Source organism: Micromonospora sp. PRAS1, from assembly GCF_059553435.1.
The window spans coordinates 50,319-72,550 of the sequence record NZ_JCANNB010000015.1 but is presented as its reverse complement, the minus strand read 5'-3'; the positions used below and the strand labels follow the sequence as shown (position 1 = coordinate 72,550).

The window sequence follows — 22,232 nt, the reverse complement described above, 5'->3', positions numbered from 1 at the left end:
GCGCGGGTGCCCGTCGGCCGGGCCGCGCTGGTCTGGGCGGTGGCGCTCACCGCGTACATCGCGGCGGTGTTCCACCGCACCTCGCTCGGCGTGACCGGGGTGGAGGCCACCCACCGCTTCGACATCAGCGCGGCCACCCTGGCCACCCTCACCGTCGCCCAACTCGCCGTGTACGCGGTGATGCAGGTGCCGGTCGGGATGCTGCTCGACCGGTACGGCTCGCGCCGGCTGCTGCTCACCGGCGGAGCGCTGATGGTCGCCGGGCAACTCGCCTTCGCCCTGGTCACCGACGTGCGCCTCGCCGTGGCGGCCCGGGTCCTGGTCGGCCTCGGCGACGCGATGAGCTTCATCAGCGTGCTGCGTCTCGTCGCGTTCTGGTTCCCGGGCCGGCGCAACCCGCTGCTGGCCCAGCTGACCGGCACGCTCGGCCAACTGGGCGCGGTGCTCGCCGCCGTACCGCTTGTGGCGCTGCTGACGCACACCGGCTGGACCACCGCCTTCCTGACCTCGGCCGCAGTGGGAGCGGCGACGCTGCTGATGGTCTTCGCCGCCGTCCGGGACACCCCGCACGGACCGGTGGTGGCCACCCCCGCGTCGATCGGGCGTCGGCTCGCGGACGCCTGGACCCATCCGGGCACCCGGCTCGGGCTCTGGACACACTTCGTCATCCAGTTCTCCGGCACGGTCTTCGCACTGCTCTGGGGCTTCCCGTTCCTGGTGCAGGGGCAGGGACTCACCCCGACCGCGGCGGCCTCGCTGCTCACCGTGCTGACCCTCGCCATGCTGGTGACCGGCCCGGTGATCGCGTACCTCTGCGCCCGCTACCCGCACCGTCGTTCGGTGCTGGTCTTCGGCATCACCGCCGCCACCGCGGCCATCTGGGCCGTGCTGCTCGCCTGGCCGGGACGCGCACCCGGCTGGCTGCTGGTCACGCTGGTGCTCGTGCTGGCCCTCAACGGCCCCGGCTCGATGATCGGTCTGGACTACGCGCGGACCTTCAACCCGGTCAGCCGCCTGGGCAGTGCCGCCGGGATCGTGAACGTCGGCGGCTTCGCCGCCTCCATCATCCTGGTGCTCACCGTCGGCGTGGTGCTCGACCTGGCCACCCCGGCCGGGCAGCCCGCCCCCGACCTGGACGCGTTCCGGTGGGCCTTCGCCGTGCAGTACGTGCTCTGGGCCGTCGGCGCGGTCCAGGTGCTGCGCTGGCGCAACGCCGCCCGCCGGCACCGGGACGGGCACGTCGCGCCGACCGTCCGGGCCGAAGCTGTGCCGATCCGACCTGGTGGCGGTAGGTTGCCCAACGGGAGTGAGCGGATGCGTCGCCGCCCCTCCGGCGACGCCGTGGCGCAGCGGCGCCGGCGCTTCGCGCCGACGCGGAGTAGGAGGAAAGCGTGAGCCAGCAGGTCAGGGGAGTCGTCTCCCGCGGCAAGGGTGCACCCGTCGAGGTCACCGACATCGTGGTGCCGGATCCCGGGCCCGGTGAGGCGGTGGTACGGGTGCAGTCCTGCGGGGTCTGCCACACCGACCTGCACTACCGCGAGGGCGGCATCAGCGACGACTACCCGTTCCTGCTCGGCCACGAGGCGGCCGGCATCGTCGAGCAGGTCGGCGAGGGAGTGGACGCGGTCGCGCCCGGTGACTTCGTGGTGCTCAACTGGCGGGCCGTCTGCGGGGTGTGCCGGGCCTGCCGGCGCGGTCGCCCCTGGTACTGCTTCGCCACCCACAACGCCGCCCAGAAGATGACCCTCACCGACGGCACCGAACTCTCCCCGGCGCTGGGCATCGGCGCGTTCGCCGAGAAGACCCTGGTGCACGCCGGTCAGTGCACCAAGGTGGACCCGGCGGCCCGGCCGGCCGCCGTCGGCCTGCTCGGCTGCGGGGTGATGGCGGGCCTCGGCGCGGCGATGAACACCGGCGGGGTGACCCGTGGCGACTCCGTGGCGGTGATCGGTTGCGGCGGCGTCGGTGACGCGGCGGTAGCCGGCGCGGCGCTTGCTGGCGCGACGACGATCATCGCGGTGGACACCGACTCCCGCAAGCTCGACTGGGCCCGCAAGTTCGGCGCCACGCACACGGTCAACGCCTCCGAGGCCGACCCGGTGGCCGAGATCCAGGCGGCCACGGGCGGGTTCGGCGCCGACGTGGTGATCGACGCGGTCGGCCGGCCGGAGACCTGGAAGCAGGCGTTCTACGCCCGGGACCTGGCCGGCACGGTGGTGCTGGTCGGCGTACCCACCCCGGAGATGCGCGTCGAGCTGCCGCTGCTTGACGTCTTCGGTCGCGGCGGCGCGTTGAAGTCCAGCTGGTACGGCGACTGCCTGCCCAGCCGCGACTTCCCGATGCTCACCGAGCTCTACCTCCAGGGCCGCCTCGACCTGGACGCCTTCGTCACCGAGGAGATCGGCCTGGACGGGGTCGAGGAGGCGTTCGCCCGGATGCACCGAGGCGACGTGCTCCGCTCGGTGGTGGTCTTCTGATGGCGGCCCGGATCGACCACACAGTCACCTCCGGCACCTTCTCCCTCGACGGGCAGACCTTCGATGTCGACAACAACGTCTGGGTGGTCGGCGACGACGCCGAGTGCGTCGTCATCGACGCCCCGCACGACGTGGCCGCCATCCTGAAGGTGGTGGCCGGTCGTCGGGTCAAAGCGATCGTCGCCACCCATGCCCACGACGACCACGTCCGGGTCGCCCCGGAGCTCTCCCGCGTCACCGGCGCGCCGGTGCTGCTGCACCCCGACGACCGGGTCTTGTGGGACCTGGTGCACCCCGACGAGCCGCCGGGCGGGCAACTGCGCGACGGCGAGACGATCGAGGTGGGCGGCAGCACGCTGACCGTGCTGCACACCCCCGGGCACAGCCCCGGCGCGTGCTGTCTGCACGCGCCCGCGCTGGACGTCGTCTTCACCGGTGACACGCTCTTCGCCGGCGGTCCGGGCGCCACCGGTCGGTCGTACAGCGACTTCGACACCATCATCGCCTCGATCCGCGACCGGCTGCTCACCCTGCCACCGCAGACCGTCGTGCACACCGGCCACGGCGACAGCACCACCATCGGCGCCGAGGCACCGCAGCTGCCGCAGTGGCTGGCCCGGGGGCACTGACCGCCGCCCAGCGCGACGCGTTGCGGTACGTCCGGGCGGTGGCGCTGTGTGACCGGCCCACCGCCCTGGCCACCATCGGCCGCACCCTGGCCGGCACCGGCGTACGACACGATCCGGCGCGACTCGTCGCGGCGATCGGCCGGGCCGGCCGGATCACCCTCAACTTCCACCCGGACCGGCTGATCGCCGACGGGCGGACGGTCGCCGAGGCACTCGCGGAAGAGGGCGTCTACCGCAGCCAGTTCGAGACCGGGATCTCCAACGGCGGCCTGAGCGCGTACCCGGGTGGCGACCGGGACCGCTGGGAGCAGCGCATGTTCGGCGGCGCGTACCAGCGTGCGGGCGTACGCCCGGCGGACCGGCCCAAGTACGGCGGCCTGAACCTGCTCGACCATCCGGACGGCGCCTGCCCCCGCTTCGGCTCCTGTCACCTGCGGCTACGGCCCGAGGTGCTGGCCCGCACCACGTTCTGCTTCGGCGACAGTCACCTCGGCCCCCGCGACGTCGGCACCGTCGACGTGATCGAGCCGGTGCTGGCCGCGTTGCTCGTGGCGACCGTGGAGACCGGGGTCAGCCTCGGCCGACCCGGTGACCTGGTCGACCTCACCGGCGAGCTGCTGCGCGTCCGGGAGGAGGTCGCCGCCGCGCCCCGGGCCGCCGGCCGTGCCCTCGACGACTACGTCGAGGCGCAGATCCACGGCGAGCTGCGGTTGGCCCGGGACGTGGCCGAGTTGGTGGTCGATCCCTCGTTCCGGGACACCGACACCGGCGCGATCCTCGCCGCTGTGGCCCGGCGGTACGGGGTTCCGCTGCGTTGGCACGCCGGCTTCGTCCTGCCGGTGAACCAGGTCGACGCCGAGTTCCGGGGGCCGGCGATCCCATCGCTGGCGGCCCGGGTGCACGCCGAGTTCGCCCGGCCCGGGGAGCCGCTGCACGCCGCGTTGATCGGCCGCGCCGCCGCGTCGGTGGTGACCGAGCCGGGCCGGTGGGCCGATCGGGGACCGGTCGCGGACACGCTCCAGCACCTCAAGCAGCTCTGGCACGTCCTGGTCCGGTTCGGCACACCGTACCCCACTGTGCCGTAGGTCCGGTTTATCGGCTGACGGCACCGGCTGTCCGGCCGGGCGGGTGAGCAGGATCGCAGCCTCCCGGCACCGCGGCATTTCCGGAATGCCCGACAAGGCGGGCCGGTTGTCCTTTCCCAAAGCGCCGGCATCCAAACCCCGGTGCGATCTCCCGAGAGCGGCTCACCCGAGCGGCTCGTAACGATCGAAGGGGCAACCATCGTGAAGCTGGACTTCACTCGATGGCTCCCGGCCATCGCGACGAACCCGAACCGGAAGACCGCGCTGAGCGTCGTGGGCGTGACCGCCCTCGCCGGGCTGGCCCTCGGCCCGGGCGCCATCGCCGCACCGATCACCAGCGGACCGCACGAGGGCGCGGTCGCGGCGATCGACAAGGCGACCGGCCGCGACGGCACGGCCGAGTCGGCCAGCGGCCGTACCGACAAGCCGGACGCCGGCAAGCCCAGCCGTGCCGAACTGATCCCGCACGGCGTGCAGGGCGCGCAGTCGCGGATCCCGCTCGACCGGGCCCAGCGCGACAACGCCAAGACCATCGTCGAGGTGGCCAAGAAGACCGGCGTGGGCGAGCGGGGCGCGGTGATCGGCATCGCCACCGCCATGCAGGAATCGAAGCTGTACAACCTGGGCCACCTGGGCACGTACAACGACCACGACTCGCAGGGCCTGTTCCAGCAGCGGCCCTCCACCGGTTGGGGCAGCGTGGAGCAGATCACCGACCCCGAGTACTCCTCGACCGCCTTCTTCGAGGCCCTCAAGCGGGTCAACGGCTGGCGGAACATGCCACTGACCAGCGCGGCGCAGACGGTGCAGGTCTCGGCCTACCCGTTCCACTACGCCCAGTGGGAGGAGCAGTCGGCGGAACTCGTCTCCCAGCTCTGGTAAGGGAGCGCACCGGCCGGCCCGACCCGGGCCGGCCGGTGCGGCGTCTCCGGCAGCAGCCGGACGCGGCCCCAGCCTCGGTCTACTGCCTCGGGTCCCAGCGTCGGTCTTCACCCGGATCCGAACGTCACCCCCTCTTTCCGTGATTTTCGCTGCTTTCGGCCGTTCAGGCGCGGTTTGCTGGTCCGGGTGTGGTTCGGGTCAGGGGCGTGAGGTGAGGCGTGGTGACGAGCGCGGGTCGTGCCCCGACCGGGTCGACGGCGTTCCGATTCGTCCTTCTCCTCGGACTGGTCGATCTCTTCGGCGACACCGCCTACTCGGGTGGCGCGAGCATGAACGGGTTGTTCCTCGCGTCGCTTGGTGCAGGCGCCGCCATGATCAGCATCGCCGGTGGACTGAGTGAGTTCCTCAACTACCTGACCCGCGGGGTGTCCGGCTACTTCGCCGACCGGATACGCCGACGTTGGCCACTGGTGTTCCTTGGCTATGGCGTAAACCTGCTGGCTGTGCCGGCTCTGGCGCTCGCCGGGCACTGGCAGGTCGCCGCCGCGCTGATCGTGGTGCAGGGCATCGGGCGCGGCGTCCGCAAGCCGCTCGTCCAGGCCATGTTGTCCTACACCAGCAGCCGGTACGGCAAGGGGTGGGTCTACGGGGTGAACACGGCGCTGGACCACACGGGACGTACTCTCGGCCCGCTGGTCGTCGCCGGAGCGCTCCTCGTCACGACGGAGTTCCGGACGACGTACGCGCTGCTCGTCATCCCGGCGGTGCTGGCGTTGACCACGTTGACGATCGCGCGGCTCCGGTTTCCCGCGCCCGCGTCGTTCGAACAGCGGCCCGGGACGGCGACCACCGCCGGATTCACCCGCTCGTACTGGCTCTACCTGGTGGCAGGTGCGTGCTTCGCGGCCGGCCTGATGAACTTCGAGCTGATCTCGTTCCACCTGTCGCGCGGCGGGGTGACCCGCGACAGTGTGCCGCTCTTCCTTGCGCTGGCCACGGCCATCGGCGCGCTGGCCAGTCTCGGCTTCGGCAGGCTCTACGATCGCATCGGCCTGCCCGTGGTCCTCATGGCAGTGGTCGCCACCGCCGCGTTCTCGCCGTTCGTGTTCCTCCTGCCCGCCCATCTCGGGCTGTTCGGGATGGCGCTCTGGGGCATCGGGCAGGCGACCCAGGACAGTCTGCTCACCGCCCTCGTGGCTGGTGTCCTGCCGCGAGGGCGACGGGATTTCGCGTTCGGCCTCTACTACGCCGGGTACGGCGTGGGTTGGCTGGTCGGCGCGGTGGTGACGGGGCTGCTCTACGAGCACTCTCGGGTCGCGCTCGTGCTGTTCGCGGCCGGCGCACAGCTGCTCTCCGTGCCGATCTTCCTGGCTGCCGGGCGACGTACTCGACCATCGAGGCGTTAAGAAGGGGCCCTTCCTCTACCGGAGGCGTTAGCAAGGGGCCCTTCCTTCGCTATGTCGAGTAGGGCTACGAGCAGGGCCAGCACGATGATCCCGGCGGATACCAGCAGCGAGCGCTCGAAGGCCGCCGACCAGGTGTCGCCGGTCTCGGACACGACCGAGAAGAAGACCGCGCCGACAACGGCGATGCCGGCCGCCGAGCCGATGCGTTGACCGGTCTGGAGCATGCCCGCGCCGCTACCCGCCTGCGGCACCGGCACCTGTGACAGGGTCAGGGTCTGGTTCGGCGCGATCACCAGGCCGCTGCCGATCCCGGCGACCAGCAGGGGAGCCGCGGTCACCCAGGGCACCGGGGCGTGCGGGGCCACCTCGATGGCGAGCGCCACCAGACCGAGCCCGGCCACCACGGCCAGCAGCCCGACGGCGACCAGCGGTCGGCCGAAGCGGTTGACGATCCGTCCACCGACCGCCGACGCGACGGCCGAGCCGAGCGCGAACGGCGTGATCGCCAGACCGGCCACCAGTGCGCTGTAGCCGAGCCCGGTCTGCAGGTACAACGTGAAGATGAAGAAGATCGCGGTGAAGCCGCCGAAGTAGCTCAGCGCGATAAGCGAACCCAGGGCGTACGACCGGCGCCGGAACAGCTGAACGTCGAAGAGCGGCGGCCCGTTGCGCGCGTACCGGTGCTCCCAGAGCACGAAGCCGACCAGCGCGACCAGGCCGGCGGGGAGGAGCAACCACTTGGTCGGGCCGGACCACTGTTCCCGCTGCACCATCGGCAGCAGCAGGAGGGTCACGCCGAGACCGAGCAGCAGTACGCCGACCGGGTCCGACCGGCGTCGGGCGGCCTGGCCGACCGGCCGGTGCGGCATCAGCCGCCAGCCGAGCAGCACCGCGACGATCCCGACCGGCACGTTGACGAAGAAGACCCACCGCCAGCCGTGCGCCGACCCGCCGGCGGCGATCAGCAGGCCGCCGAGCAGTGGACCGACCGCGGTGGAGATGCCGATGGTGGCGCCGAGCAGCCCGAACGGCCGGGCCCGTTCCGGCCCCTGGAAGAGCTGCTGGATCATTCCGATCACCTGCGGGTTCACCAGCCCTGCGGCGACGCCCTGAAGCAGCCGGGCGGCGATCAACCAGCCGGGGGAGGGGGCCAACCCGGCCAGGGCGCTGGTCACCGCGAACAGGGCGACGCCGAACACGAACGCGTTGCGCCGGCCGTGCACGTCACCGAAGCGTCCCGCCGGCACCAGGGTCAGCCCGAAGGTCAGCGCGTACCCCGACAGCACCCACTGGAGGTCGCTGGGGCCGGCGTCCAGCGCCCGCTCCAGCGACGGGATGGCCACGTTGACGATGCTGACGTCGAGCAGGGTCATGAAGGTGGCGACCAGGCCGACGCCGAGCGCCTGCCAGCGGCGCCGATCGTCGTACGACTCGGGTTTTGTCGCCTGCCCCGCACGAGCCGCACCCATCGTGTCTCCCGTTGATCGGCGTCACCGGGTTTGTCCCGTTATCGCCGAACCTACCCGGTGGCGCCGCTCAGGCAAGCTGCTGCGCGCAGAACCGCGGGCCGAAGTCGAGCCCGGCCATCGGCGAGTCCTCCCGGTGCAGCAGGTTCTTCTCGGTCAGCAGGTGCAGCGGGGTCTGCAGCTGTTCCTCGGTCAGGCCGCACTCCTGAGCGATCAGGTCCGGGTAGGGAACCTGGCCGCGTGCCTCCAGGGCCGCCACCGCGTCGTACACCCGAACCTCGACGTCCGACAGCTGCACCTGCTGCATGGTGTTCTCCTCACGCTCCGTCCGCCTTCGGCCGGCGGGCTGCGATCGGCCGGTTACCCCGTGCCAGGGGGAAGATGCCCGCCCGGTCGGCGGTCGCGCCGCTCCCGTCCCGCCTCCGGACTGGCCCACCCTGCATCGGTGACCGTCTGGGAACTCGTGGTGATCGGCGTGCAGCCGCAAGGAAGGGCCCCCTATTAACGCCTCCGGTAGTAAAAGGGCCCCTTGTTAACACACACGCAGTCGGCCCCACCCTGCGATCCAGGATCCTAGGACGCCGTACGCAAGGTGAGCCGGTCGACCGGACAACCCTGAGCGACATCGCCGTAGTAGAGGCGGACAAATGGCTGTTTCGGGCCGGTGGGCCCGGGTAGGGCCATCCGGGACCGGATCCGACCTAACCCGCGAGGAGACGCCCGTGAGCCAGGACCAGCACACCCAGCAGGACCCGACCGAACAGTACGGCCAGCAGTCGGGGCAGCCGAACCAGCAGCAAACGCCGCCAGGGCAGACGGGCAAGATGCGGCCGAAGCCGGACCACGGCGAGGAGACGTACCAGGGCAGCGGCAAGCTCGAGGGGAAGAAGGCGTTGATCACCGGCGGTGACTCCGGCATCGGCCGGGCCGTGGCGATCGCCTTCGCCCGCGAGGGCGCCGACGTGTTGATCTCTTATCTGGGCGAGGAGGAGGACGCCGACGCCCGGGAGACCGTCCGGCTGATCGAGTCCGCCGGCCGGAAGGGGATCGCGGTACGCGGCGACATCACCGAGGAGCGCAACTGTCAGACGTTGATCGACCGCGCCCTCTCCGACCTCGGCGGCATCGACATCCTGGTGAACAACGCGGCCTACCAGATGGCGCAGGACAAGGGGATCGCCGGGATCAGCACCGAGCAGTTCGACCGGGTGCTCAAGACCAACCTGTACGCGATGTTCTGGCTCTGCAAGGCCGCGTTGCCGCATCTGGAGGAGGGCTCGGCGATCATCAACACGACGTCGATCCAGGCGTTCGACCCGTCGCCGCAGCTGCTCGACTACGCCACCACCAAGGCGGGGATCGCGAACTTCACCAAGGCGCTCGCCACGGATCTGGTCGACCGGGGCATCCGGGTGAACGCGGTGGCGCCGGGACCGATCTGGACGCCGTTGATCCCGGCGACCATGCCAGAGGAGAAGGTGAAGCGGTTCGGCACCGACACTCCGGTGGGTCGGCCGGGTCAGCCCGCCGAGCTGGCGCCCGCGTACGTCTTCTTCGCCTCGCAGGAGTCGAGCTTCATCACCGGCGAGGTCCTCGGCGTCACCGGCGGCCGCTTCACCAAGTGAGGTGCCCGGTCAACGCGGCCAGTCCGCCAACCGGTCAACGCGGCCAGTCCGCCAGGTGGCTGCGGATGCGGGTGATGTCGGCGGGGCCGAGGCCGTATCGGGCGAAGCGGCGGTCCGGGATCCGGTCCAGGTACCGGCCGGCGGCCCGAACATCCTCCTCGGCCAGGGCGGGGTCGAGCTGCCGGGCGAGTTCCAGCAGCTCGGCCACCGGCCGGTGCTCCAGGGCGGAGGCGACGTCGATGTAGTCGCGGACCTCGCGGCGATTCACCAGTGCCGCGGTTTTGTTCGCGATCAGATCCCGTACGTCCATCACCGGTCCGAGGTCCATCACCACCGGGCTGCGGTGCCGGTCGAGCCGGGCCAGGCTGAGCCGGATCTGCCGGCCGTCCCGGCCGACGACGAAGTCCCGCATGTCCCGGTCGAAGCCCTCGAACAGGTCGGCGAGTTCGCTGTCCGGATCCGCGTCCGTCACCTCGAACCCGGCGGCCTCCAGCGCGACCCGCACCTCCGCGGCCGCCGCCGCGGCGGCGCCCTCCACGTCGGCGAAGAGGTCGACGTCCTCGGTGGGGCGGGTGACCAGGCCGTGCGCCGCCCACGCCACCCCGCCGCCGAGCACGAAGCGGTACGCCCCGGCGACGGTCAGCGCCACCCGGGCCACCTCGCGGTAGAAATCGTGCGGATGTGTTCGGCTCACGCCGACCGTAGACCTCGATGCCGGGTCTCCCACGCCAGCCGTACGCCACGGGGCAGGTTCAGCATCCGCCACACCCGGCGCAGCGCCGGGCCGTTGATCAGTTGGCGTAGGTCGTCGAGGTTGGTGCTCTCCCGCAGCACGTTCTCGTACATCCAGAGCAGTTGGTCGGGATCGCTCAGGTCGAACGTGCGGTCGGTGCACCACATCAGCCGCACCGGCAACTCGACCAGCCCGCGGGTGGGCCCGCGCAGCTCCGCCAGCGACCCCGCCACCAGGGTGGGACGACCGGGCCGGGCAAGGTACGCCACGGCGGTCGCGGTGCTGGACACGGCCTGCATGCTGTCAGGGTAACGCCAGTCGGACCACTTGCGGGGTCACGACCTGCGCCGCGCCGATCAGTACGGGCCGTACCCCGTGCCCGTTCGGGCGACCGATGTCCGATTCGGCGACGGCGCGTCGGATGAGCGGATCCTCGCCGGAAGGCCCCTGCTGTCCGGTTAGCGAGGCCCGGTCGACCGCTCGACGGCGGAATCCGGGGCCGCGTGCGGGCGTTGTAACCCGCGTACGACCGAGTATCGCGCGGCGCCTCCCGCCCGTGCGAGGGTCCCGGGAATTCCGGTGGCCGGTCGGTCGTTGTATCTGGCTCCGGCGCCGCAAGGTGGCCCCTCGGCCCCGCGCGCTGGATCTTCCCCCTGGCTTTTCGTTGAGCGCCGGACGGTGCTTGCGTGTGCGGTCCGACCTTCCCTGCGCGTGGTCACTAGACCCGCCGTTGCTTGTCGGGTTCGTGTGCGCCGACCCCCGAATGGAGCTTTCGTCATGAACACGATGCTGCGTAAGAGCGTGCTGGGTATCGCTGGTCTGGCCGTTGCCGGTGGTCTGGCCGCCGGTCCGCTGAACCACGCCACCACCGACACCCCGACCACCGCCGGTAACCCGATCGCGGCGGCCGTGCAGGCCGACAAGCCCGACACCGGCAAGCTGATCCCGCACGGCGTGCAGGGCGACCAGTCGCGGATCGAGTTGACCGATGAGCAGGTGGCCAACACGAAGGCGATCATCGCGGCGACGAAGAAGGCCGGTATGGACGAGCGTGCCGCGGTGGTGTCGATCGCGACGGCGTTGCAGGAGTCGAAGCTGGAGAACCTGGGTCACCTGGGTGACCGCAACGACCACGACTCGCAGGGCCTGTTCCAGCAGCGCCCCTCCTCGGGTTGGGGCACGGTGGAGCAGATCACCGACCCGGAGTACTCGACCACGGCGTTCCTGAAGGGTCTGAAGCAGGTCAACGGCTGGCAGGACATGCCGCTGACCGAGGCCGCCCAGACCGTGCAGGTGTCGGCGCACCCGTTCCTGTACGCCCAGTGGGAGCAGCAGGCCGCCGACCTGGTCACCCAGCACTGGAACAGCTGACAACCATGCACAACGCGGAGCCGGCACCCACCCGGGTGCCGGCTCCGCGTCTTTCTCTGCAACCCAGGGAGTGGATTGTCGTGGGGTGGGAACAAGGATGAGGGTGGGTCGGTTGTACCGAGCGTCGGTGTGATCCAGTGTCCCCGGGCCTCACCTATATCGCCTTCGCGGAATACCGTTCGGCTGGAGCCGCGTCGCGCCACTCGCCGAGAGGCGACCTGCACACCGACACCCACGCACCGCCCCCGGCCCGATTCGGGCCGGGGGCGGTGTCGTCCGGGGCCACCGATCTGCGAACCGGACTCGCCCGCTCGGGCCCGCTGTCCTAAGGTCAGACGGGAAGCGTCGGTGGGAGGTGTGGTCGTGGGTCTGCGGGACGTGCTCCTGGGCTGGCCGGTCTACCGGCAGCTCACCGGCACCGACCCGCTGGGCCGGGGTGCGGCGGCGCAGTCCGCTCGGTCCGCCACGCTGAGCGCCCGCACCGAGGGCGCCGACCGGGTGGCCCGCTCCGTCTGCCCGTACTGCGCGGTCGGCTGCGGCCAGCGGGTGTTCGTCACCGACGGCCAGGTCACCCAGATCGAAGGCGACCCGGACAGCCCGATCTCCCGGGGCCGGCTCTGCCCGAAGGGCTCGGCCAGCAGGAGCCTGGTCACCAGCCCGCTGCGGCAGACGACGGTGCGCTACCGCCGGCCGTACGGCACCGAGTGGGAGGACCTGGACCTGGAGACGGCGCTCGACATGATCGCCGACCGGGTGCTCGCCGCCCGCGCGCAGACCTGGGAGGACGTCGACGACCAGGGCCGCCCGTTGAACCGGACGCTCGGCATCGCCAGCCTCGGCGGTGCGACGCTGGACAACGAGGAGAACTACCTCATCAAGAAGTTGTTCACCGCGGCCGGCGCGCTCCAGATCGAGAACCAGGCGCGTATTTGACACTCCGCCACCGTCCCCGGTCTGGGGGCCAGCTTCGGTCGCGGTGGCGCGACGGTTTTCCAACAGGACGTGGCGAACGCTGACGTCATAGTCATCCAGGGCTCCAACATGGCCGAGGCCCATCCGGTGGGCTTCCAGTGGGTGATGGAGGCGAAGCGGCGCGGGGCGAAGGTGTTCCACGTCGATCCGCGGTTCACCCGTACCAGCGCGCTCGCCGACGCGTACCTGCCGATCCGGGCCGGTACCGACATCGCGCTGCTCGGCGGGGTGGTCAACTACATCCTCGGCAACGAGTTGGACTTCCGGGAGTACGTGCTGGCGTACACCAACGCGGCGACGATCGTCAGCGACGATTTCGTCGACGCGGAGGACGCCGACGGGATCTTCTCCGGCTTCGACCCGGAAACCGGCAGCTACGTGCAGTCCAGTTGGCAGTACGCCGGGCACGAGGAGGATTCGGGCAGCGGTCACACGGCTGCCGAGCGGGAGACCGCGGCCGGGCTGCGGCATGAGTCGCACGGTGCGCCGGTGGCCGGCGCCGTCGAGCGGGACGAGACGCTGCAACATCCGCGCTGCGTCTACCAGATCCTCAAGCGGCACTTCGCCCGCTACACCCCGGAGATGGTGGAGCGGGTCTGCGGGGTGCCCCGGGAGAAGTTTCTGGAGTTGGCCCGGGCCTGGACGGAGAACTCGGGGCGCGAGCGCACCGGCTGCCTGATCTACTCGGTGGGCTGGACCCAGCACACCGTCGGGGTGCAGTACATCCGCACCGGGGCGATCATCCAGCTGCTGCTGGGCAACGTGGGTCGTCCGGGTGGCGGGGTGCTGGCGCTGCGTGGGCATGCCAGCATCCAGGGCTCCACCGACATCCCGACCCTGTTCAACCTGCTGCCGGGCTATCTTCCGATGCCGCAGCACGCCGCGCATCCCACCTTCGAGGCGTGGGTGGAGAGCATCCGCCATCCGGGTCAGAAGGGGTTCTGGGGCAACGCCCGCGCCTTCGCGGCCAGCCTGCTCAAGGCGTACTGGGGGGATGCGGCGACACCGGAGAACGACTTCTGCTACGGCTACCTGCCCCGGCTCACCGGTGACCACGGCACCTACCGGCAGGTCCTCGACATGATCGACGGGAAGATCAAGGGGTACTTCCTGCTCGGGCAGAATCCGGCGGTCGGCTCGGCGCACGGCCGGGCGCAGCGGCTCGGCATGGCCAACCTGGACTGGCTGGTGGTCCGCGACCTCTTCATGATCGAGAGCGCGACCTTCTGGCAGCATGGTCCCGAGGTCGCCACCGGCGAGATCGTGCCGCAGGAGTGCCGCACCGAGGTGTTCTTCCTGCCCGCCGCCGCCCATGTGGAGAAGGAGGGCACGTTCACCCAGACCCAGCGGTTGTTGCAGTGGCGGGAGAAGGCGGTCGACCCGCCCGGTGACGCCCGCTCCGAGCTGTGGTTCTTCTACCACCTGGGGCGCAAGCTGCGGGAGAAGCTGGCCGACTCGCCGCTGCCGCGCGACCGGGCGCTGTTGGACCTGGCCTGGGACTATCCCACGCACGGCCCGCACGACGAGCCGGACGCCGAGGCGGTGCTGCGTGAGATCAACGGGTACGACACGAGCACCGGCCGCCCGCTGGCCGGGTTCGCCGAGGCCCGCGACGACGGCAGCACCGCCGTGGGGTGCTGGATCTACAGCGGGGTGTACGCCGATGGGGTAAACCAGGCGGCCCGCCGGCGCCCGGGGCACGAGCAGGACTGGGTGGCCGCCGAGTGGGGTTGGGCGTGGCCGGCGAACCGGCGCACGCTGTACAACCGGGCCTCCGCCGACCCGCAGGGCCGGCCGTGGAGCGAACGCAAACGCTACGTCTGGTGGGACGCCGACGCCGGCCGGTGGACCGGCCACGACGTGCCGGACTTCGAGCTGACCAAGCCGCCGTCGTACCGGCCGCCGCCGGGTGCCACCGGTCCGGCCGGGTTGGCCGGTGACGACCCGTTCGTCATGCAGGCCGACGGCAAGGGCTGGCTGTACGCGCCCAGCGGGGTGCTGGACGGGCCGCTGCCCACCCACTACGAGCCGGTCGAGTCGCCGGTGCGCAACCCGCTCTACGGTCAGCAGGCCAACCCGACCCGCAAGATGTACGCCCACCCGGTCAACGCCACGAACCCGAGCCCGCCGCAGGAGCACAGTGAGGTTTTTCCGTACGTGTTCACGGTCAGCCGGCTCACCGAGCACCACACCGCGGGTGGGATGAGCCGTACGGTGGCCCCGCTGGCGGAGTTGCAGCCGGAGATGTTCGTCGAGGTTTCACCGGAGTTGGCGGCGCTGGCCGGGCTGCACCATCTCGGCTGGGCGCACCTGGTCAGCTCCCGCGCGGTGATCGAGGCGAAGGTGCTGGTCACCGAGCGGGTCACTCCGCTGCGGGTGGACGGTAGGGTGATCCATCAGCTCTGGCTGCCGTACCACTTCGGGTTCGAGGGTCTGGTCACCGGCGACTCGGCCAACGACCTGTTCGGCATCACGCTGGACCCGAACGTACTGATCCAGGAGAGCAAGATCGGCACCTGTGACCTGCGTCCGGGGCGCCGGCCGACCGGGCCGGCGCTGCGTGACCTGGTGGCCGACTACCGCACCCGGGCCGGCATCGTGCCGGGGGTCACGCCGCCGGCGGTCACTCCCGGTGTGCCGACCGAGCCGACCGGCGGCGACGGAGAGGGGAAGCGCTGATGGCCGAACCGGTGCGCCGGCCGGACCCGCCGGTGGCCTTCGACCCGGCCACGGCGGCCGGCTGGGTCGACGCGCCGCCGAGGATGGGTTTCTTCACCGACACAAGCGTCTGCATCGGCTGCAAGGCGTGCGAGGTGGCCTGCAAGGAGTGGAACGGGGTACCGACCTCCGGGCTGGACCTGCTCGGCATGTCGTACGACAACACCGGCGCGCTTACCGCGAACTCGTGGCGGCATGTGGCCTTCGTCGAGCAGCCGCGCCCCGCCGGACAATCCGCTGAGCCCGCCGGTCCCGCTGAGCCCGCCGGTCCCGGTCCCGCTGGGCACATCGGGGCGCAGACCAGCAAGGCGGCGGGCTCGACCCAGTTTCTCGGGATGCCGGGGGCGGCGCCGCCGGGGCGTACCGGCAGCGCGGACGGACGCAGCGACTTCCGCTGGCTGATGATGTCCGACGTGTGCAAGCACTGCACCCGCGCCGGTTGCCTGGACGTCTGCCCGACCGGGGCGTTGTTCCGCACCGAGTTCGGCACGGTGGTGGTACAGGAGGACATCTGCAACGGCTGCGGCTACTGCGTGTCGGCCTGCCCGTACGGCGTCATCGACCGGAGGGTCGACGACGGCCGGGTCTGGAAGTGCACGCTCTGTTACGACCGGATCGGTGTCGGGATGACGCCGGCCTGCGCGCAGGCCTGCCCGACCGAGTCGATTCAGTACGGTCCGTTGGACGAGTTGCGGGAGCGGGCCGCCGCGCGGGTCGCGACGCTGCACGAGCGGGGCGTGCCCGAGGCGCGGCTCTACGGCCACGACCCGACCGACGGTGTCGGTGGTGACGGTGCGTTCTTCCTCCTGCTGGACGAGCCGGAGGTGTACGGGCTGCCCCCGGATCCGCAGGTGCCCACCCGTGACCTGCCGGCGATGTGGCGCCGGGCCGGGGTGGCGGCGCTCGCCATGGCCGCCGGGGCGGTCGCGGCGTTCCTCGGTGGCCGGCGATGATCGCGCGCCAGTCGCCGGCAGCGGGCGAGCCGCGTCGACCGGCCGTCGGTGACCGTTTCCGCCGTTTCCTGGAGCGCCTCGACCCCGACCGCAGCACCGTTCCGGCCCGGCCAGGTGAACAGGAACCTGCAAACGTCGACCCGCCGCCGGCGCGCCGGCGACGTCGGGGGCGCTCCGGTGAGGAACTGGCCGTGCCGCCGGCCGAGTTCACCTCGTACTATGGCCGGCCGATTCTCAAGCCACCGGTCTGGACCTGGGAGATCGCCGCCTACCTATTCACCGGTGGTCTCGCCGCCGGCTCGTCGCTGCTGGCCGCGGGTGGGCAGTTCACCGGGCGGCCCGCGGTGCGCCGGGCCGGGCGGCTCACCGCGCTGGCCGGGGTGAGCGCCAGCGCCGCCCTGCTGGTCAAGGACCTGGGCCGGCCGGAGCGGTTCCACCACATGCTGCGGGTGGCGAAGCCGACCTCGCCGATGTCGGTGGGCACCTGGATCCTCACCGCGTACGGCCCGGTCGCCGGGCTCGCCGCGGTCGCCGAGGCGGCGCCGCTGCTGCCGCAGCGCGGGCCGCTGGGGGTGGCCCGCCGGCTGCTGCCTCCGGCCGGCGCCGCCGCCGGGTTGGCGGCTGCGGCGCTGGCACCGGCCCTGGGCACGTACACGGCGGTGCTGCTGGCCGACACGGCGGTGCCCTCCTGGCACGATGCGTACCCGGACCTGCCGCTGGTCTTCGCGGGCAGCGCCCTGGCCAGTGGTGCCGGTGCCGCCCTGATCGCCGTGCCGCCGCAGCAGGCCGCTCCGGTCCGGCGGCTGGCGGTGGCTGGCGCCGGTCTGGAGCTGTTCGGTGCCCACCGGGTGGAGCGCGGTGGGCTGCTCGCCGAGCCGTACCGTACCGGCCGGGCCGGCCGGTTGTTGCGGGCTGGCCGGTTGTTGACCGCGGCCGGGGTGGCCGGCGCGCTGCTCGGCGCCCGCAGCCGGGCCGTCTCGGCGGTCTCCGGCGTCGCGTTGCTGGCCGCGTCGGTGGCCACCCGGTTCGGTGTCTTCCACGCCGGGGTCGCCTCGGCCCGCGATCCCCGGTACACGGTGCTGCCGCAGCGGGAACGGCTGTCGCGGCGGCCCGACGCCGCGGCGCCGGGCGGGGACCGGTAGCGGCCTCCGGCCGGATGGGCCGGTTGCCGGGCGGGGGCCGGTGGTGGGCTCCGCCGCGCCTGCGGGCTGTGATCCAATGCAGGGTGGAGGCGTTCAGGTGGCTGGTGCCCCTCCCGGTCTTCAAAACCGGTGTGGTCCGGGACCCGGGCCAGGCGGGTTCGATTCCCGTCCGTCTCCGCCAGTGCTGCGAGGAGATGACCCGATGGGCGACGACCCACGGCGCCGGGTGCCGCGTACCGACGCGCTGCTGGCCGAGCCGCGGCTGGCCGCGGCCGCCGCGACGCTGGGCCGGGACCGGGTCAGGGCGGCCGTGCGGCAGGCCCAGGACCGGGCCCGCCGTGGTGAGATCGACCCCGACGAGGTACGCGACGCCGCGCTGGCCACGTTGCCGTCGGCCGCCCCGCGCGCCGTGCTAAACGCCACCGGCGTGCTGCTGCACACCAACCTGGGTCGGGCCGCGCTCTCCGACGCCGCGGTGGCGGCCGTGGTCGCCGCGTCCGGCCACACCGATGTCGAACTGGACCTGGGCACCGGGCGGCGGGCCCGCCGTGGCCGCGACGCCTTGGCCGCCCTCGCCGCCGCCGTGCCGGCTGCCGGGGCGGTGCACGTGGTGAACAACGGCGCGGCGGCGTTGGTGCTGGCGGCCACCGCGCTGGCCGCCGACGCGGAGATCGTGGTCAGCCGGGGGGAACTGGTGGAGATCGGCGACGGTTTCCGCCTGCCCGACCTGCTTGCCAGCACCGGTGCCCGGCTGCGCGAGGTCGGCACCACCAACCGGAGCACGCTTGCCGACTACGCCGCCGCGATCGGCCCGCGTACCGGGTTCGTGCTCAAGGTGCACCCGTCCAACTTCCGGATCACCGGGTTCACCTCGGCGGTGCCGGTGCGACGGCTGGCCGGCCTCGGCGTGCCGCTGGTCGTCGACATCGGCTCCGGGCTGCTCGCCCCCGAACCGTTGCTGCCCGAGGAGCCGGACGCGGCGAGCACCCTTCGTGCCGGGGCGAGCCTGGTCACCGCCAGCGGCGACAAGCTGCTCGGCGGCCCGCAGGCCGGGCTGCTGCTCGGTGCCGCCGGGCTGGTCGAGCGGTTGCGTCGGCATCCGTTGGCCCGGGCGTTGCGGGTGGACAAGCTGACTTTGGCAGCCCTCGCGGCCACCCTCGGTGACCCGGCCACGCCCACCCGGTCCGCGCTGCACGCCGACCCGGCGGCGTTGCGGGCCCGTACCGAACGGTTGTGTGACGCGCTCGCCGCCGACGGCCGCAAGGTGGAGGTGGTGCCCTCGGTGGCGGTGGTCGGTGGCGGTGGCGCCCCCGGGGTGGAGCTGGACTCGTGGGCGTTGAGCCTGCCGGAGCGGTACGCCGCCGCGCTGCGCGCCGGTGACCCGCCGGTGCTCGGTCGGGTGGCGCGTGGCCGGCTGCTGCTGGACCTGCGGTGCCTGCCGCCGTGCGCCGACGAACGGCTGCGCGCCGCGGTGCTGGCCGTCCCGGGGGACGACTGAGCATGCTGGTGGTGGCCACCGCCGGGCACGTCGACCACGGCAAGTCCACGCTGGTGCGGGCGCTGACCGGGATGGAGCCCGACCGGTGGGCCGAGGAGCGCCGGCGGGGCATGACCATTGACCTCGGGTTCGCCTGGACGGTGCTGCCCTCCGGCGGCACCGTCGCCTTCGTCGACGTGCCCGGCCATGAGCGGTTCGTGCCGAACATGCTCGCCGGTGTCGGTCCGGTGCCCGCCGCGGCGGTCGTGGTCGCCGCCGACGAGGGCTGGATGCCGCAGTCCGCCGAACACCTGGCCGCACTCGACGCGCTCGGGGTGGCGTACGGGCTGCTGGTGGTGACCCGCGCGGACCTGGCCGACCCGCGACCGGCGTTGGCGCGGGCCCGTGCCGAGTTGGCGGCGACCTCGCTTGCCAGGGTGGAGGCGGTGGCGGTCAGCGCGGTCACCGGCGCCGGTCTGCCCGAACTTCGTGCCGCGCTGGACCGGCTGGCCGCCCGGCTGCCCACCCCGGCAGCGGACGCCCCGGTGCGGCTCTGGATCGACCGCAGCTTCACGGTGCGGGGCAGCGGCACGGTGGTCACCGGCACCCTGGGCGCCGGTCAGCTGCGTGTCGGTGCGGAACTGGAACTGGCCGGCAGCGGCGAGCCGGTCCGGGTACGGGGGCTGCACCGCCTCGGTGAGCCGTGCCGGGGCGCCGGACCGGTCGCCCGGGTGGCGGTCAACCTGCGTGGCGTGGCCCGTGACCGGATCGCCCGGGGCGACGCGCTGCTCAGCCCGGGCCGGTTCCGCCCGACCGACCTGGTCGACGTGCGGCTGACCGGTGATCCGGCGGCCGAGCTGCCCGCGACGCTGGTTCTGCACATCGGCGCGGCCGCGGTGCCGGTGCGGGTCCGTCCGCTCGGGGTGGACACCGTCCGGCTGCGGCTGCACCGTCCGCTGCCGCTGCTGGTCGGCGACCGGGCGTTGCTGCGCGATCCGGGCCGCCACCACGTGGCCGGTGGCGTCACCGTGCTGGACGTGCTGCCGCCGCCGCTGCGGCGGCGCGGCGCCGCAGCGGCCCGCGCGGCGGTGCTGGCGACTCTCGACGGGCGTCCGGACCTGGCTGGTGAGTTGCGCCGCCGGGGTCTGGTGCGCGCCGGTGACCTGACTCGTGCCGGGGTGCCGGTGACCGTCGCGCCGGTGGCCGGGGACTGGCTGGCCGATCCGGAGCACTGGCGGCAGTTGGGCCGCCGGCTCGCCGACGCGGTGGCCGAGTACGCGCGGGCCCAGCCGCTGGAACCGGGGGTGCCGGTGGAGGTGCTGCGTCAGCGCCTCGGCCTGCCCGACCGGGCGCTTGTGGCGGCGCTGGTGCGCGCACCGCTGCGGTTGGCCGCCGGCCGGGTGGCGCTCGCCGGGACGGACCCGCTGCCCGAGCCGGTGGCCCGGGCGTTGGCCCTGGTCGGCGACGACTGGGCCACCCATCCGTTCCGGGCGCCCGACGCCGACCGACTCGCCGCGCTCGGGCTCGGTGCCCGGGAGATCGGCGCCGCGGTACGCGCCGGCGCGCTGCTGCGACTGCCAGGCAATGTGCTGCTGCTGCCGGGGGCGCCGCAGCGGGCGGTGCGGGTGCTGGCCGGTCTGCCGCAGCCGTTCACGCTCAGCGCCGCCCGACAGGCCCTGGACACCACCCGCCGGGTGGCGGTGCCGCTGCTGGAGCTGCTGGACCGGCAGGGCCGGACCCGCCGGCTGACCGACGACGCCCGGATGGTGGTGGGCCCGGGGGAGCTGTCGGATTGAACCGATCCGCCGGCCGTCGGGCGGCCGGGCGACCTACGGTGACGCCATGGACCCTTCGGCGGTCTGGCGGGACAAGCAGCACCGGTGGCGGATCGAGGCGTACCGCGCGCCGGATCTGCGCTTCGCCGTCTTCGCGACCAACGGCACCACCGAGTCGGCGCCGCTGTGGCTGTTCGGCATGTCGGCGCTGGCCCGTTGGCTGATGAGTCACAAGATCTCCCTGGACGACCTGGAGTCCGACTGACCATTCGCCCGGTCGACGGAGACCTGCGGTTTTCTCGGACGGCGGGCCGGGGTGGGTCGTAGCGTCCGGGCTGTGAAGGACCGAGGCATCCGCAAGCTGCTCGCGGCGTTGGCCGGGCTCGCCGTGATCTACTTCGGCACCGCCGGCCGGTCGGCCGAGGAGGGCCGGGGGATCTCCGGCGGTCTGGTGGTGTTGGCGCTGCTCGCCGCCCTGCTGGTGTGGCACCTGACCAAGCCCGGCGGCAACCCGACGAACTGACCGGACCGGCGGTCAGCGGGCGGCGACGCTGCGGGTGATCTGGCCCGCCGACTCCTCGCCGAGCGCCACCCGTACCAGTGCCGAGGCGAGCCGGCCGAAGTCCACCTCGTCGACCAGCCGGGCCAGCCGGTCGGGAGCGGCGGGCAGGCCGAGCCGTTTGGCGCCGGCGACCGCCCGCCGGTCGGCGTACGGGCGCAGTCGTGGCCAGACGGTCTGCACCTCGCGCAGGAAGATGTCGGCGCCGGTGGGTCCGATGCCGGGGAACTCGGTGAGCAGCCGCCGCAGCGTCGCTGGATCGTCGCCCGCCTCCTGGTGCAGTCGCCGCAGGTCTCCGTGCCAGCGGTCCAGGCAGAGCCGGGCTGCGGTGCCGAGCATCGTGGCGGTCCGCTCGTCGTAGCGGCGGTAGTGGCCCCGGCCGAGCGCGTCGACCCGGTCCTGCCAGCTCGCCGTCTCCATCGCCTGCGGGGTGCGGCAGCCGGCGGCGAAGAGTTCCCGGGCCGCGGCCACCCCCACCTGGGCCCGGATCCGGGTGCTCAGCAGGGTGACGAGCACCAGCAGCTGGTACAGCGGCGCCGGCCGGTCGGCCAGCGAGATGCCCGCCTCCTCGGCGTACGTGCGGCGGGTCAGCAGGTCCCGTGCCAGCTTCCGTTGGTCGGCCATCGTCGAGGTGTACCCGTCCGGCGACCGGCTAGGCCCGCTGCGGGCGCGGAATGCCGTCCCCGGCGGCGGGTAAGCCGCGGGGTGGACGCGGCCACCTCGCCGCGACCCCCATCCGCGAAGGGAGACGACCGTGACGAACCCGCAGCAGGAGGAGTTCCGGCGCAACGCCCAGGGTGGCACCAGCCAGGAGAACAAGGGGCCCGGCCCGGCGGGGCATCCGCGAAACCGGGGCTCGTCCTCGGGTGACACCGGCCGGCCGGTGCCGCGCGGCCAGGTGTCGCCGTACGGTCCGACCGGGCAGCCGGTGGCCGACGACGACAGCGACCGGCGCGGCTGAC

At 72.7% G+C, this 22,232-nt stretch carries 20 protein-coding genes, 1 tRNA gene and 1 pseudogene; 17 read left to right on the top strand and 5 right to left on the bottom strand.

The window, feature by feature from the left end; genetic code table 11:
* Window positions 1–6 precede the first annotated feature (6 nt).
* The 6 genes from AC507J_RS16525 (at window position 7) to AC507J_RS16500 (ending at window position 6,479) form a co-directional block, all read left to right on the top strand.
* Window positions 7–1,395, top strand: a complete 1,389-nt coding sequence (locus AC507J_RS16525; protein ID WP_496290029.1) for an MFS transporter — start codon at window positions 7–9, stop codon at window positions 1,393–1,395.
* Window positions 1,392–2,477, top strand: coding sequence for an S-(hydroxymethyl)mycothiol dehydrogenase (locus AC507J_RS16520; protein ID WP_496290028.1), 1,086 nt, complete (start codon window positions 1,392–1,394; stop codon window positions 2,475–2,477). Before AC507J_RS16525 ends, AC507J_RS16520 begins: the two co-directional genes overlap by 4 nt.
* The gene (locus AC507J_RS16515; RefSeq protein ID WP_496290027.1) at window positions 2,477–3,106 is read left to right on the top strand and encodes an MBL fold metallo-hydrolase; all 630 of its coding nucleotides are present in this window, start codon (window positions 2,477–2,479) and stop codon (window positions 3,104–3,106) included. Before AC507J_RS16520 ends, AC507J_RS16515 begins: the two co-directional genes overlap by 1 nt.
* The gene (locus AC507J_RS16510; protein ID WP_496290026.1) at window positions 3,085–4,191 is read left to right on the top strand and encodes a DUF3626 domain-containing protein; all 1,107 of its coding nucleotides are present in this window, start codon (window positions 3,085–3,087) and stop codon (window positions 4,189–4,191) included. The genes AC507J_RS16515 and AC507J_RS16510 overlap by 22 nt, the downstream gene beginning before the upstream one ends.
* 201 nt (window positions 4,192–4,392) lie before the next feature.
* Complete coding sequence (locus AC507J_RS16505) at window positions 4,393–5,073, top strand: hypothetical protein (protein ID WP_496290025.1); 681 nt, start codon at window positions 4,393–4,395, stop codon at window positions 5,071–5,073.
* A 221-nt stretch (window positions 5,074–5,294) separates the two neighbouring features.
* The gene (locus tag AC507J_RS16500; protein ID WP_496290024.1) at window positions 5,295–6,479 is read left to right on the top strand and encodes an MFS transporter; all 1,185 of its coding nucleotides are present in this window, start codon (window positions 5,295–5,297) and stop codon (window positions 6,477–6,479) included.
* Here AC507J_RS16500 and AC507J_RS16495 read toward each other — a convergent pair.
* Window positions 6,476–7,948, bottom strand: a complete 1,473-nt coding sequence (locus tag AC507J_RS16495) for an MFS transporter (protein WP_496290023.1) — start codon at window positions 7,946–7,948, stop codon at window positions 6,476–6,478. The genes AC507J_RS16500 and AC507J_RS16495 overlap by 4 nt on opposite strands.
* A gap of 67 nt (window positions 7,949–8,015) precedes the next feature.
* Window positions 8,016–8,252 (bottom strand): hypothetical protein, encoded by a 237-nt coding sequence (locus AC507J_RS16490; RefSeq protein WP_496290022.1) that lies wholly within the window; start codon window positions 8,250–8,252, stop codon window positions 8,016–8,018.
* A 415-nt stretch (window positions 8,253–8,667) separates the two neighbouring features.
* On the opposite strand from AC507J_RS16490, the gene AC507J_RS16485 reads away from it, so the two are divergent.
* The gene (locus AC507J_RS16485; protein ID WP_496290021.1) at window positions 8,668–9,570 is read left to right on the top strand and encodes an SDR family oxidoreductase; all 903 of its coding nucleotides are present in this window, start codon (window positions 8,668–8,670) and stop codon (window positions 9,568–9,570) included.
* A gap of 34 nt (window positions 9,571–9,604) precedes the next feature.
* Here the strand turns inward: AC507J_RS16485 and AC507J_RS16480 are convergent, their stop codons facing one another.
* Together AC507J_RS16480 and AC507J_RS16475 are read right to left on the bottom strand one after the other, a co-directional pair.
* Window positions 9,605–10,264, bottom strand: coding sequence for a nucleotidyl transferase AbiEii/AbiGii toxin family protein (locus tag AC507J_RS16480; protein ID WP_496290020.1), 660 nt, complete (start codon window positions 10,262–10,264; stop codon window positions 9,605–9,607).
* A complete protein-coding gene (locus AC507J_RS16475) occupies window positions 10,261–10,602 on the bottom strand; it encodes a hypothetical protein (protein ID WP_496290019.1) in 342 nt (113 codons plus the stop codon). Before AC507J_RS16475 ends, AC507J_RS16480 begins: the two co-directional genes overlap by 4 nt.
* A gap of 478 nt (window positions 10,603–11,080) precedes the next feature.
* Between AC507J_RS16475 and AC507J_RS16470 the strand changes: the two genes are divergently transcribed.
* The 9 genes and pseudogenes from AC507J_RS16470 (at window position 11,081) to AC507J_RS16430 (ending at window position 21,234) form a co-directional block, all read left to right on the top strand.
* A complete protein-coding gene (locus AC507J_RS16470) occupies window positions 11,081–11,674 on the top strand; it encodes a hypothetical protein (protein ID WP_496290018.1) in 594 nt (197 codons plus the stop codon).
* Window positions 11,675–12,037: 363 nt separating this feature from the next.
* Window positions 12,038–15,307: pseudogene (gene fdh, locus AC507J_RS16465) on the top strand (formate dehydrogenase); the annotation flags it as partial.
* 17 nt (window positions 15,308–15,324) lie between these two features.
* A complete protein-coding gene (locus AC507J_RS16460) occupies window positions 15,325–16,317 on the top strand; it encodes a 4Fe-4S dicluster domain-containing protein (RefSeq protein WP_496290017.1) in 993 nt (330 codons plus the stop codon).
* Entirely contained in the window at window positions 16,314–17,459 is a 1,146-nt protein-coding gene (nrfD, locus tag AC507J_RS16455; RefSeq protein ID WP_496290016.1) for an NrfD/PsrC family molybdoenzyme membrane anchor subunit, read from the top strand. The genes AC507J_RS16460 and nrfD overlap by 4 nt, the downstream gene beginning before the upstream one ends.
* Window positions 17,460–17,544: 85 nt before the next feature.
* Window positions 17,545–17,640, top strand: a tRNA-Sec gene (locus AC507J_RS16450).
* Window positions 17,641–17,661: 21 nt separating this feature from the next.
* Window positions 17,662–18,957 (top strand): L-seryl-tRNA(Sec) selenium transferase, encoded by a 1,296-nt coding sequence (selA, locus tag AC507J_RS16445; RefSeq protein ID WP_496290015.1) that lies wholly within the window; start codon window positions 17,662–17,664, stop codon window positions 18,955–18,957.
* Between the two features lie 2 nt (window positions 18,958–18,959).
* Window positions 18,960–20,732 carry a selenocysteine-specific translation elongation factor gene (gene selB / locus AC507J_RS16440; protein WP_496290014.1) on the top strand — a complete coding sequence of 591 codons (1,773 nt, stop codon included), beginning with the start codon at window positions 18,960–18,962 and terminating at the stop codon, window positions 20,730–20,732.
* Between the two features lie 46 nt (window positions 20,733–20,778).
* Complete coding sequence (locus AC507J_RS16435; RefSeq protein ID WP_341715722.1) at window positions 20,779–20,976, top strand: hypothetical protein; 198 nt, start codon at window positions 20,779–20,781, stop codon at window positions 20,974–20,976.
* 72 nt (window positions 20,977–21,048) lie between these two features.
* Window positions 21,049–21,234 carry a hypothetical protein gene (locus AC507J_RS16430; protein ID WP_496290119.1) on the top strand — a complete coding sequence of 62 codons (186 nt, stop codon included), beginning with the start codon at window positions 21,049–21,051 and terminating at the stop codon, window positions 21,232–21,234.
* A 12-nt stretch (window positions 21,235–21,246) separates the two neighbouring features.
* On the opposite strand, the gene AC507J_RS16425 is transcribed toward AC507J_RS16430, so the two are convergent.
* A complete protein-coding gene (locus AC507J_RS16425) occupies window positions 21,247–21,894 on the bottom strand; it encodes a hypothetical protein (RefSeq protein WP_496290013.1) in 648 nt (215 codons plus the stop codon).
* A gap of 130 nt (window positions 21,895–22,024) precedes the next feature.
* Here AC507J_RS16425 and AC507J_RS16420 point away from each other — a divergent pair, with 130 nt between their 5' ends.
* Window positions 22,025–22,231 carry a hypothetical protein gene (locus tag AC507J_RS16420; protein WP_496290012.1) on the top strand — a complete coding sequence of 69 codons (207 nt, stop codon included), beginning with the start codon at window positions 22,025–22,027 and terminating at the stop codon, window positions 22,229–22,231.
* The last annotated feature ends 1 nt before the right edge of the window (window position 22,232 follow it).